At 64.8% G+C, this 12,307-nt stretch carries 9 protein-coding genes; 6 read left to right on the forward strand and 3 right to left on the reverse strand.

Features of this window, described 5'->3' with window-relative positions:
- Window positions 1–161 precede the first annotated feature (161 nt).
- The 4 genes from JQ617_RS39540 to JQ617_RS39555 all read left to right on the forward strand — a co-directional run bounded on the left by JQ617_RS39540 (window position 162) and on the right by JQ617_RS39555 (window position 4,771).
- Window positions 162–1,025: an ABC transporter permease gene (locus tag JQ617_RS39540; RefSeq protein WP_212031073.1), complete on the forward strand. Its 864-nt coding sequence runs from the start codon at window positions 162–164 to the stop codon at window positions 1,023–1,025.
- Window positions 1,022–2,761 carry an L-arabinonate dehydratase gene (araD, locus tag JQ617_RS39545; RefSeq protein WP_212031074.1) on the forward strand — a complete coding sequence of 580 codons (1,740 nt, stop codon included), beginning with the start codon at window positions 1,022–1,024 and terminating at the stop codon, window positions 2,759–2,761. The genes JQ617_RS39540 and araD overlap by 4 nt, the downstream gene beginning before the upstream one ends.
- Window positions 2,762–2,884: 123 nt before the next feature.
- A complete protein-coding gene (locus tag JQ617_RS39550; RefSeq protein ID WP_212031075.1) occupies window positions 2,885–3,604 on the forward strand; it encodes a ribonuclease activity regulator RraA in 720 nt (239 codons plus the stop codon).
- 75 nt (window positions 3,605–3,679) lie between these two features.
- Window positions 3,680–4,771, forward strand: coding sequence for an SMP-30/gluconolactonase/LRE family protein (locus JQ617_RS39555; RefSeq protein WP_212031076.1), 1,092 nt, complete (start codon window positions 3,680–3,682; stop codon window positions 4,769–4,771).
- Window positions 4,772–4,894: 123 nt separating this feature from the next.
- On the opposite strand, the gene JQ617_RS39560 is transcribed toward JQ617_RS39555, so the two are convergent.
- Window positions 4,895–6,994: a S9 family peptidase gene (locus tag JQ617_RS39560; protein WP_212031077.1), complete on the reverse strand. Its 2,100-nt coding sequence runs from the start codon at window positions 6,992–6,994 to the stop codon at window positions 4,895–4,897.
- Between the two features lie 318 nt (window positions 6,995–7,312).
- Here JQ617_RS39560 and JQ617_RS39565 point away from each other — a divergent pair, with 318 nt between their 5' ends.
- Together JQ617_RS39565 and JQ617_RS39570 are read left to right on the forward strand one after the other, a co-directional pair.
- Window positions 7,313–8,749 carry an MBOAT family O-acyltransferase gene (locus JQ617_RS39565; RefSeq protein ID WP_212031078.1) on the forward strand — a complete coding sequence of 479 codons (1,437 nt, stop codon included), beginning with the start codon at window positions 7,313–7,315 and terminating at the stop codon, window positions 8,747–8,749.
- Window positions 8,749–9,861, forward strand: a complete 1,113-nt coding sequence (locus JQ617_RS39570) for a hypothetical protein (protein WP_212031079.1) — start codon at window positions 8,749–8,751, stop codon at window positions 9,859–9,861. Before JQ617_RS39565 ends, JQ617_RS39570 begins: the two co-directional genes overlap by 1 nt.
- Window positions 9,862–10,042: 181 nt before the next feature.
- Here JQ617_RS39570 and JQ617_RS39575 read toward each other — a convergent pair whose 3' ends face one another.
- Together JQ617_RS39575 and JQ617_RS39580 are read right to left on the reverse strand one after the other, a co-directional pair.
- Window positions 10,043–11,230: a pyridoxal-phosphate-dependent aminotransferase family protein gene (locus JQ617_RS39575; RefSeq protein ID WP_063692683.1), complete on the reverse strand. Its 1,188-nt coding sequence runs from the start codon at window positions 11,228–11,230 to the stop codon at window positions 10,043–10,045.
- 101 nt (window positions 11,231–11,331) lie between these two features.
- Window positions 11,332–12,057 carry a thermonuclease family protein gene (locus tag JQ617_RS39580; RefSeq protein ID WP_212031080.1) on the reverse strand — a complete coding sequence of 242 codons (726 nt, stop codon included), beginning with the start codon at window positions 12,055–12,057 and terminating at the stop codon, window positions 11,332–11,334.
- Between the last annotated feature and the right edge of the window lie 250 nt (window positions 12,058–12,307).

Raw genomic sequence — 12,307 nt, forward strand, 5'->3', positions numbered from 1 at the left:
TGGACACCGACAATCTCCACAGCGTCATGGCCGGGCTTGTCCCGGCCATCCACGCCTTGCGACGCAGCACAAAGAACGTGGATGCCCGGGACAAGCCCGGGCATGACGACCTCTTGTGAATGTTCAAATGCGATGACCCCGGCACATTCAGGGAGCTTCTGATGGGCGAGGCGAGAATTCTGTTGCGTGACGCTCCGGCCGCTGCTGCCGGCGGCGCAGGCGAGGTCGAACGCAATCTGACCGTGCTCGAACTGTTGTGGAACGACGGTTTCGTGCGCAAGACCGTCATCATCCTGTTCCTGGCCGCGGTCTGGGAAGCCTACGGCGTCTATCTCGACAATCCCCTGCTGTTTCCGACGCTGCACGATACGATCGCGACGCTGTACGATCGGGTGAAGGACGGCACGATCCCGATGCGGGCATGGACCTCGCTGAAGGTCCTGTTCATGGGCTATTCGGCCGGCATCGTGCTGGCCGCGATCTTCACGATCCTCGCCATCTCGACCCGGATCGGCACCGACTTCCTGGAGACGGTCACGGCGATGTTCAACCCGCTGCCGGCGATCGCGCTCTTGCCGCTCGCGCTGATCTGGTTCGGGCTCGGCAATGGCAGCCTCGTCTTCGTGCTGATCCATTCGGTGCTGTGGCCGGTCGCGCTCAACACTCATTCCGGCTTCAAGAGCGTGTCCAACACGCTGCGCATGGTCGGCCGCAATTACGGCCTGCGCGGGCTGCCCTACGTGGCGAAAATCCTCATTCCCGCGGCCTTCGGCTCGATCCTCACCGGCCTGAAGATCGGCTGGGCGTTCGCCTGGCGCACCCTGATCGCGGCCGAGCTGGTGTTCGGCGTGTCATCGGGGCAGGGCGGGCTCGGCTGGTTCATCTTCGAGAACCGCAACCTCCTCGACATACCTGCGGTCTTCGCAGGCCTCTTGACGGTGATCATCATCGGGCTCTTTGTCGAGAACCTGATCTTCCGCGCCATCGAGCGGAACACCGTGCAGAAATGGGGCACCCAATCATGACCAAGAAGAAAATCACGCCCGACCAGCTCCGCAGTGCGCGCTGGTTCGCGCCCGACGATCTCCGCTCGTTCGGCCACCGCTCCCGCACCATGCAGATGGGCTATGCGCCCGAGGAGTGGAAGGACCGCCCGATCATCGCGATCCTCAACACCTGGTCGGACGCGCAGCCCTGCCACATGCACTTCAAGTCGCGCGTCGACGACGTCAAGCGCGGCATCCTGATGGCCGGCGGCCTGCCGATCGAGCTGCCGGCGCTGTCGCTGTCGGAATCGCTGCTCAAGCCGACCACCATGCTCTATCGCAATCTGCTGGCGATGGACGCCGAGGAGCTGCTGCGCAGCCATCCCGTCGACGGCGTCGTGCTGATGGGCGGCTGCGACAAGACCACGCCGGCGCTGCTGTTGGGCGCGACCTCGATGAACATCCCGGCGATCTATCTGCCGGCCGGTCCCATGCTGCGCGGCAACTGGAAGGGCAAGACGCTCGGCTCCGGCTCGGACGGCTGGAAATACTGGGACGAGCGTCGCGCCGGCAAGATCTCCGACAAGGACTGGCTCGACATCGAGGCCGGCATCGCCCGCAGCTACGGCACATGCATGACCATGGGCACGGCCTCGACCATGACCGCGATTGCCGAAGCCATCGGCATGACGCTGCCCGGCGCCTCCTCGATTCCGGCCGCCGATGCCAACCACATCCGCATGGCCAGTGAGTGCGGCCGCCGCATCGTCGAGATGGTGTGGGAGGATCTGACGCCGAAGGTGATCCAGACCCGCAAGGCGTTCGAGAACGCAATTGCCGTTGCAATGGCAATGGGCTGCTCGACCAATGCGATCATCCACCTGATCGCGCAGGCCCGTCGCGCCGGCCAGGACATCGGGCTCGACGATTTCGAGATTGCCAGCCGCAAGGTGCCAGTCATCGCCAACGTCCGGCCGAGCGGCGATGCGTACCTCATGGAAGACTTTTTCTATGCCGGCGGCCTGCCGGCGCTGATGGGCGAGATCAAGCAGCACCTGCATCTCGACTGCATCACCGTCACCGGCCAGACGGTGGGTGAGAACATCGATGGCGCCGAGGTGCACAATGCCGACGTGATCCGCTCGGTCGACAATCCCATCTACAAGGAAGGTGCGCTCGCCGTGCTCAAGGGCAATCTCGCGCCTGACGGCTGCGTCATCAAGCCCAGTGCCTGCGCGCCGCGTTTCCTCAAGCACACCGGGCCGGCGCTGGTGTTCGACGACTATCCCGCGATGAAGAAGGCGGTCGACGATCCCGACCTCGACGTCACCGAGGACCATATCCTGATCCTGCGCAATGCGGGGCCGCAGGGCGGACCGGGCATGCCGGAATGGGGCATGCTGCCGATCCCGACCAAGCTCGTGAAGCAGGGCGTGCGCGACATGGTGCGCATCTCGGATGCGCGCATGAGCGGCACCAGCTACGGCGCCTGCATCCTGCACGTCTCGCCGGAGTCTTATATCGGCGGCCCGCTGGCGCTGGTGCAGAACGGCGACCGCATCACGCTCGACGTCGCCGCCCGTACCATCAATCTCGATGTGCCCGAAGCCGAGCTCGCAAAGCGCCGCGCCGCCTGGAAGCAGCCCGAGCGCCGCTTCGAGCGCGGCTATGGCTGGATGTTCACCAAGCACATCAAGCAGGCCAATGACGGCTGCGACTTCGACTTCCTCGAGACCGATTTCGGCGCGCCGATCGGCGAGCCGTCCATCTATTAACACCGTCGTTCCGGGATGGTCCGAAGGACCAGACCCGGAACCTCGAGATTCTCTGGGGCGCAATTGCGCACCATAGTTCGATGCTTCGCATCGCCCCGGAATGACGATCAGAGAGAGTATGAAATGACAAAACTCAGCGAAGCCACCCGCAACAAGCTCAAATCCGTCTCCACCGCCACCGTCGCCACCGCTTTGTTCAAGCGCGGCCTGCGCATCCAGATGATCCAGGATGTGCACCCGCTCGGCGCCGACCAGCCGACCATGGTCGGCGAAGCCTTCACGCTGCGCTACATGCCGGCGCGCGAGGACCTCAACACCATCGACGTCTTCAAGGACCGCTCCCATCCGCAGCGCAAGGCGGTCGAGGACTGTCCGCCCGGCGCCGTGCTGGTGATGGACAGCCGCAAGGACGCGCGCGCCGCGTCGGCGGGTGCGATCCTGGTCACGCGCCTGATGAAGCGCGGTGTCGCCGGCGTCGTCACGGACGGCGGCTTTCGCGATTCCGCCGAGATCGCCAAGCTCGGCATTCCCGCCTACCATCATCGCCCGAGCGCTCCGACCAATCTGACGCTGCACCAGGCCATCGAGATCAACGTGCCGATCGGCTGCGGCGACGCGCCGGTGTTTCCCGGCGACGTCATCCTCGGCGATGCCGACGGTGTCATCGTGATCCCCGCGCATCTCGCCGACGAGATCGCCAGCGAAACTTTTGAGATGACCGCGTTCGAGGATTTCGTCACCGAGGAAGTCGGCAAGGGCCGTGGCATTTTTGGACTCTACCCCGCCACGGATCCGCAGACGCTCACCGATTTCGCTGCGTGGCGGAAGAAGAACGGCCGGTAAGGCCGGGACTACATCACGTCAACGAACGAGCCGGCGCATCAAGCGCCGGCCTTTTATCAGGCAGGGAGGACTTTCATGAATTTCACGCGACGCAACCTCATGGCCGGCGCCGGCGCGGCGGCGGCTTCGGCACTTTTCGCCCGCGCCGCCGGTGCGCAGTCGTTCGCCTTCACGCCGAACCAGCGCTACCCCGACCCCGCCGTCCAGATCCTCGATCCGAGCTTCGCAAAATACCGGCTCTATTCCTCGACGGTCGAGCAGGTCGCGACCGGCATGCGCTGGGCCGAAGGTCCGGTCTATTTCCCCGAGGGCGGATATCTGCTGGTCTCCGACATTCCCAACAACCGGATCATGAAGTTCGACGAGAAGACCGGGCAGACCAGCGTGTTCCGCGCCAACGCCAATTACGCCAACGGCAATGCCAGGGATCGTCAGGGCCGCCTCGTCACCTGCGAGCACTCCGTCACCCGCCGCATCACCCGCACCGAGAAGGACGGCAAGATCACCGTGCTCGCCGACAAGTTCGAGGGCAAGCGGCTGAACGCGCCGAACGACATCGTGGTCAAGTCGGACGACAGCATCTGGTTCACCGATCCTCTGTTCGGCATCAACGGCGAGTGGGAAGGCAAGAAGGAGAAGGCGGAGCAGGCCACCACCAACGTCTACCGCATCGCCAAGGACGGCAAGATCAGCGCGGTCCTCACCGACCTCGTCAATCCGAACGGCCTCGCCTTCTCGCCGGATGAGAAGAAGCTCTACATCGTCGAGTGGAAGGGCACGCCGAACCGCAGCATCTGGAGCTACAATGTCGGCGACGACGGCAGCCTCAGCGGCAAGACCAAGCTGATCGACGCCGCCGACCAGGGCTCGCTCGACGGCTTTCGCGTTGACCGCGACGGCAATCTCTGGTGCGGCTGGGGCTCGAACGGCGCGCTGCAGGGCGAGGCCACCGACATCGGCGGCCGCAAGGTGTTCCAGCTCAAGGGCAAGTCGGAAGACCTCGACGGCGTCATGGTCTTCAATCCTGAAGGCAAGGCGCTCGCCTTCATCAAGCTGCCCGAGCGCTGCGCCAATCTCTGCTTCGGCGGCCCGAAGAACAACCGCCTCTACATGGCGAGCAGCCATTCGGTGTATGCGCTCTATGTCGAGGCGCACGGGGCGGTGTGAGCCCTTGCCTCTCCCCGCTTGCGGGGAGAGGCCGTAGCCCGGATGGAGCGAAGCGTAATCCGGGAGCAGTCTTGCCAGTTGCGCGAACCCCGGATTTCGCTGCGCTCCATCCGGGCTACAAGATCAAGCCTCCGCCGTTCTCGCCGCCCACAGCGCGAACGCATAGACGATCGCGACCTCATCCAGCCGGTCGAATCGCCCCGAGGCGCCGCCATGGCCGGCGCCCATGTTGGTGCGCAGCAGGACCGGGCCGCCGCCGCTCATGGTGGCGCGCAGGCGCGCGATCCATTTGGCGGGCTCCCAATAGGTGACGCGCGGATCGGTCAATCCGCCCATTGCGAGGATCGCCGGATAGTCCTTCGCCGCGACATTGTCGTAGGGCGAGTACGACAGGATGGTGCGAAAATCCCTTTCGCTCTCGATCGGGTTGCCCCATTCCGGCCATTCCGGCGGCGTCAGCGGCAGTGTGTCGTCGAGCATGGTATTGAGCACGTCGACGAACGGCACCTCAGCGACGATGCCGGCGAACAATTCGCCGGCGCGGTTGGCCACCGCGCCCATCAGCATGCCGCCGGCCGAGCCGCCGTGGCCGACGATGCGTTTCGCGCTGGTGTACTTCGCAGCGATCAGCGCGCGGGCGCTGGCTGCGAAATCGTCGAACGAGTTGGTCTTCTTCTCGCGCTTGCCGTCGAGATACCAGCCCCAGCCCTTGTCGGCGCCGCCGCGGATATGGGCGATGGCGTAGACGAAGCCGCGGTCGACCAGCGACAGTCGGTTGGCGTTGAACGAGGCCGGCATCGCCATGCCGTAGGAGCCGTAGCCGTAGAGCAGCAGCGGCGCCGCGCCGTCGAGCGTCAGCCCGCGGCGATGGAGGATCGAGACCGGCACCTCGGCGCCGTCCTGCGCCTTCGCCATGATGCGCGTAGTGACGTAGTCGGCGGCATTGTGACCCGACGGAATCTCCTGTCGCTTGCGCAGGGTGCGCGTGCGCGCGACCATGTCGTAGTCATAGACCTCCGACGGCGTCGTCATCGACGAATAGGCAAAGCGGAGAGTAGTCGTCTCGAATTCGTAGGAGCCCATCGTGTCCAGCGAGTAGGCGGCCTCGTCGAAGGCGATGGCGTGCTCCTCGCTGGTCTTGAGATCGCGGATCACGATCGACGGCAGCGCATTGGCGCGCTCCAGCCGCACCAGATGGCCGGCATAGAGATCGAGGTCGATGATGTAGATGCCCGGGCGATACGGGATCAGGTCGCGCCAGTTCTTGCGCTCGGGCTGGCCAAGCGGCGCCGTGACGATCTTGAAGTCGATGGCGTCGTCGGCATTGGTGAGGATGAACAGCTCGTCGCCGCGATCGGCGAGCGAATATTGCACGCCTTCCTCGCGCGCCGCGACCAGGCGCGGCGGTGCCTCGGGGGTTGAAAGATCGATCAGCCGCTGTTCGCTTGTCTCGTGGTCGCCGCCCGCGATCACGCAGAAGCGGCCGCTGGTGCTCTCGTGCAGATGGGTGAACCAGCCCGCATCCTGCTCCTCATAGACCAGCGTGTCGTCGGCCTGTTTGGTGCCGAGCCTGTGCAGCCACACCTGCATTGGCCGGTGGTTGTCGTCGAGCTTCACATAGAAGAAGCTCTTGCAGTCCGCGGCCCAGACCACGCCGCCGTCGGTCTCCTCGACGAGATCGTCGAGGTCGGTCCCCGTCGCCCAGTCGCGCACGCGGATGGAGAAATATTCCGAGCCTTTGGTGTCCGCGCTCCAGGCCTCCAGCTTGTGATCGTAGGAGTGCCGGCTGCCGCCGAACTTGAAATATTTTTGGTCCTTGGCGAGCGCATCGCCGTCGAGCACGATCTGCTCGTTGCCGCCGTCGCGCGGCATGCGGCCGAACAGTTCGTGCTGCCCGCCCTCGCGGAACCTGCGGAAATAGGCGAAGGGCCCGTCCGGCGACGGCACGCTGGAATCGTCCTCCTTGATCCGGCCGCGCATCTCGCGCACCAGCGTCTTCTGCAGTGCAGAAGTGTGCCCGAGCAGGCTCTCGGTGTAGGCGTTCTCCTCGTCCAGATATTTGCGGATGTCAGTGTCGAGCACCGCGGGGTCGCGCAGCACCTCCTGCCATTTCTCGTCCTTCAACCAGGCATAGTCGTCGGTCACGGCGATGCCGTGCCGCGTGAAGGAGTGCGGCCGGCGCGGGGCGACGGGGGGCTTCGAAGGCGTCTTGGCTTGGGTCACTCGGTCCTCGTTTATCAGCTCGGCGTCTCTTCTTAACCTCGCCCCGCTTGCGGGGAGAGGTCGCCGCGAAGCGGCGGGTGAGGGGTACAGGTCCCTCGACCATCTCGCGTGTGGAGAGAGGCCCCTCACCCCAACCCTCTCCCCGTAAGAACGGGGAGAGGGGGAAGAAAGAAGCGCTGCCTCGTTTGCGTTCCCTTATATCGTCCCGATTCCACGAATTGCCAGCGCGGCAGTTCCCAGGACTGCGCCAAGTCGCCGGGTTGTTGAACCGCCGCTTGTATGCTTTAGGGGCAATACCCCCGCCGCCGGTCCAGCCCGATGCTGTTCAATTCCTACCCGTTCATCCTGCTGTTCCTCCCCGTGGTGCTCGCCGGCTATTTCTGGCTTGGGCGGCGCAGCAATCTGACGCCGGTGATCTGGCTGGCGCTGGCGTCGCTGACCTTTTACGCGATCGGCAACTGGCAGTTCGTGGCCCTGCTGCTGCTCTCGATCGCCTTCAACTATGGCGTCGGTCATCTCCTGATCGTGGCGAAGCTCGGCCCGTCGCAGCGCAAGGCCGCGCTGGTTCTCGGCGTCGCCGGCGATCTCCTCGTGCTCGGCATCTTCAAATATGCCGGCTTCGCCACCGAGAACCTCAACGCGCTCTTCGGCACGCATCTCGCGGTTCACATCCTGCTGCCGGTCGGCATCTCTTTCTACACGTTCACGCAGATCGCGTTCCTGGTGGATGCGTATCGTGGCCAGGTCGCGGCCTATGCGCTGCCGCACTACGCGCTGTTCGTGACCTACTTTCCGCATCTGATCGCGGGGCCGATCCTCCACCACAAGGACATGATCCCGCAATTCGAGCAGGAGGAGGCGAAGCATCCGCATGCGCATCTGATCCTGTGCGGCATCGTGATCTTCGCGATCGGCCTGTTCAAGAAGACCTGCCTCGCCGACGGCATCCAGCCCCTGGTCGCTCTCGCCTTCGAGGCGCGCTCGCCGAGCTTCGACCAGGCCTGGCTTGGCGCGCTCGCCTACACATTCCAGCTCTATTTCGACTTCTCCGGCTATTCCGACATGGCGATCGGAATATCGCTGATGTTCGGCATCTTCCTGCCCGTCAACTTCAACTCGCCCTACAAGGCGACCAGCATTGTCGAGTTCTGGCGCCGCTGGCACATGACGCTGTCGCAGTTCCTGCGCGACTATCTCTACATCCCGCTCGGAGGCAACAGGCGCGGCCGCGTGCTGCGCTATGTCAATCTGATGCTCACGATGCTGCTCGGCGGGCTCTGGCACGGCGCGGCCTGGACCTTCGTCGTGTGGGGCGCGCTGCACGGCGCCTATCTCTGCGTCAACCACGCCTTCAACGCGCTGATGCCGAACGTTCCTCCGCTGCTGGCGCGCCCGGGTCGCATGATCGGAGCCGTGTTGACCTTCCTCGCCGTCGTCATCGCCTGGGTGTTCTTCCGCGCCGAGAGCGTCACCTGGGCGCTGCGGGTGCTCCATGCCATGACGGATCCCGCGACGATCGTGTTCGGCCGCGAGGAGATCGCAGCGCTGGTGCAGGTCGCGATCTATGCCGCGCTGGTGTGGCTGGCGCCGAACACGCAGCAGATCATGGGCTACGATCACGCCAACCGCCGCGTCGGCGAGAGTTTGCCGGCAGGGCGCATGCGGCCGCTGGCGCTCTCCGCGGCCTCACTGGTGCTCGCCTTCGGCATTCTGGGCATCCAGAGCCACAGCGAATTCATCTATTTCCGGTTCTGATGCGCGCATCATTCACCAGCCTGAAACGTCTTCTCCTCGCCAGCTTGGCGTGCCTGCTGGGCGCGGCAGTGCTCACCTACGCCGTCGATCCCCTGCAACTGTTTCGTCCTTCGCCGCAGGCGTTCTATTCCGACGACACGCGCGTGCAGAATGCCGGGCTGATCCGCAGCCAGTCGTTCGACACCGCCTTCATGGGCACCTCGCTCGCGATCCATTTCCGCCAGAGCGACATCGACCGCGTGCTCGGCGTCCAGTCGCTCAAGCTTGCGATGACCGGCTCCAATTCGCGCCAGCAGGCCTTCGTGCTGGATCAGGCGATCGGCCGCGGCGCAAAGCGCGTGATCTGGGCGATGGACGATTTCATCTTTGTCGATGCCGCCGACATCGAGGCCGATCCTTATCTGTCCGTCGATCTCTATCGCGGGACGGCGAGGGGGATCGCGTCCTATCTGTTCAGCGCGGCGATGGCGAAGGAATCCCTGTTCTCATTGCTGCGGTCCGTTCCACCGCTGCAGCAGCCGCTGGCGCGCGCGGCGCCCTATCTTCCCGTCAAGTTCGCGCTGGACGACGTCGACGACATCTACGCGCTGCCGCGCGATTTCGACATTGCGCGCGACTACAATGCGAGCAAGACGCTTGCCGCCTTCGCCTATATCACGAGCCCGGTGCGCAGCCGCTTTCTCGGCGAAGGCTATGGCTATGAGGCCATGGTCCGGCATTTCGAGCAGGATGCCGTCGGCCTGATCACGCGCCATCCGGACGTGACCTTCGACATCTACTTCCCGCCTTACTCGATCCTGCAATTCGTCGCGATGCGCGATGCTTCGCCGCAGACGCTAGAGATCGTCACCGCTCTCACCGCGCATATCGCGCAGCGCCTGACCAAGCTTCCCAACGTGCGCCTGCATGATTTTCGCGCGATCAAGCCGGTGACGCACGACCTGAACAATTACAGCGACGTCATCCACCATTCGCCGCTGATCGATGCAAAGGTGCTGGGATGGCTGGCGAGCGGGGAATATCGCGTCGATCCGAAGACGCCGACCGCGTCGCTGGATGAGCTGAAGGCGCAGGTCGAGGCGTATCGGGTGCCGCAACCGAACCTACCGTAGCTCCTTTGAGCAAAGCGACATGTGAGACGCCGCTCACGATGAGTCCCGGTCTCGTGTCCCGGACGCGGTGCGGCGCGAAGTGCCGCTCCGCAGAGCCGGGACCCAGCGCAGCCACATGGGCCCCGGCTCAGCAGCGCATCACTCCGTGCTGCGCTGCGTCCGGGGCACGAGCGCCAGCTTCTTACGCCGCCACTTCCTCGCCGAGATACGACACCGCCGCCTCGAGCCCGCCCTTGCCGTGCGGGATCTTCAGCGCGTTGAGGGCAATCTCGACCACGCCCAGCGTGCCGAGCAGCATCGGCGCATTGACGTGGCCCATATGGGCGATGCGGAAGGCCTGGCCGGAGAGGTCGCCGATGCCGGTGCCGAGCACGACGCCGCACTTGTCCTTGCAATAGCGCTGCAGCACCGCGGGGTCGTGGCCGTTGCTCATGGTCACCGTGGTCACGGTGTTGGAGCGCTCGCTGGCCTCGGCGACGTTGAAGCCGAGCACCTGGCCTTCGGACCACATCGCAACCGCGCGCCGCGCGGCTTCGCCGAGCAGGCTGTGGCGGCGGAAGGCGTTCTCCAGCCCCTCCTCGTGCAGGAGGTCGATCGCCTTGCGCAGCGCGAACAGCAGATGCACCGGCGCGGTGCCGGCATATTTGCGATAGTTCTCGGTGCCCTCGCGCTCGCTCCAGCTCCAATAGGGCGTCGACATGTTGGCCTTCTTGTGCACTTCGAGCGCGCGCGCATTGGCGGCGACGAAGCCCAGGCCGGGCGGCGTCATCAGGCCCTTCTGCGAGCCGGACATCGCGACGTCCACGCCCCATTTGTCCATCTCGAACGGCATGCAGCCGAGCGAGGCGACAGTGTCGACCATGTAGAGCGCGGGATGGCCGCTGGCCTTGATCGCCTTGCCGATCGCCTCGATGTCGTTCTGCACGCCCGAGGCCGTGTCGACCTGGACGACGACGACAGCCTTGATCTTGTGCTCGGTGTCGCGGCGCAGGCGTTCCTCGACCTCGTGGGGACGCACCGCGCGGCGCCAGTCGCCCTTGAGCACCTCGACCTCGGCGCCCATCAGCGCCGCCGCATTACCCCAGCCGATCGCGAAGCGTCCGCTCTCCAGCACCAGCACCTTGTCGCCACGCGACAAGACGTTGCTCAAAGCGGCTTCCCAGGCGCCGTGACCGTTGGCGATGTAGATGTAGGACTTGCCTTTGGTGGCGAACAATTTCGAGATGTCGCCGAGCAGGCTCTCGGTCAGATCGAGCATCTCCTTGGAGTAGATGTCGATTGCCGGACGATGCATCGCCCGCAGCACTTCGTCGGGCATCGTGGTGGGCCCGGGGATGGCCAGAAATTCCCGGCCCGCGCGAACGGTCATTGCTATTGGTCCTTGTTGCTGGTGGACAGGCGGTGGGTCGCTGAATCACACTTTTAAATGGCGCGGGAGCCTTAGAAAAGCGCCCAAAACGCAGGTCTGGGTTATCGTTTGGTCTCGCGGCAGCCGGCGGCCTCCGCCTCCTCGACCGAGCAGAACCAGCGGGTGCCCTTGCTGATCTTCATCTTGATCTGGGTGTACCAGCGGCTGGTCGGCTGGTGATAGATGCATTCGCCGGCGCTGTTCACGTTGCCCTTGATGGTGCAGTCCGGCGATGGCGCGACCGGCCCCGAGGCCGAGGCGAGCAGCACGGCATGCGCGCCGTCCGGCGGCTTGGTGGCGCCCAGGATCGCCGTCTTCTTGTTGCGCACGCGCCAGTCCCACGGTGCGATGAAGGCACCCTGCCACATGCCGGCTTTTGCCTCACGCGCGGCAGCCTCGTCAGGTTCGTAGTCCTTGGAGACGCGGGTGTAGGCAAGTGCCCAGCCGCTGCGCACCAGCCATTTCTGGATGTCCTCGCCGCCGACCTCGCAGCGCGCCACGGTGCGGCCGCGGCGGTCGATCGCGCGGGTATGGCAGACCCAGTTCTTGCCCTCGGCATATTTGGCGAGCTCGTCGCGGGCCGCGACGCCGCAGGTCCAGCGCTCGGTCTTGGTGTTGAGGCAGAGCTGGTCGACTGCCGGAGCGTCGATGCCGCCGAGCCGGATCCGCGTGTTGCCGATCACGACGGCGTCGCCGGCGCGGACCTTTGCCGTGCCGGTGATGTCGGCGGCCTCAGCCAGTGACGGCAGGGCGAGAATGGACAGCGCAATCAGGAATTTTCGCAACATGCCGGTCCGGGTGCTCGGGAAAATCTCGATAAGCCGCGCAATTGTGGTCGGCTTTTGTCTTTCGGGCCAGCTTATGCCTAACGATTGAGCTTTCAACTTCCTGTCATCTCGCGACGGTCTCTCTGCTCGTGTCCCGGACGCGGTGCGGGACCCCAGTCCCGTAGGGTGGGTTAGCGCAGCGTAACCCACCAACGCCTCTTGCGGCGGATGCAGACGTGGTGGGTTACGCCTTCGGCTAACCCACCCTACG

The sequence above is a fragment of the Bradyrhizobium sp. KB893862 SZCCT0404 genome (genome assembly GCF_018130885.1).
In the GTDB taxonomy this organism is placed as follows: domain Bacteria; phylum Pseudomonadota; class Alphaproteobacteria; order Rhizobiales; family Xanthobacteraceae; genus Bradyrhizobium; species Bradyrhizobium stylosanthis.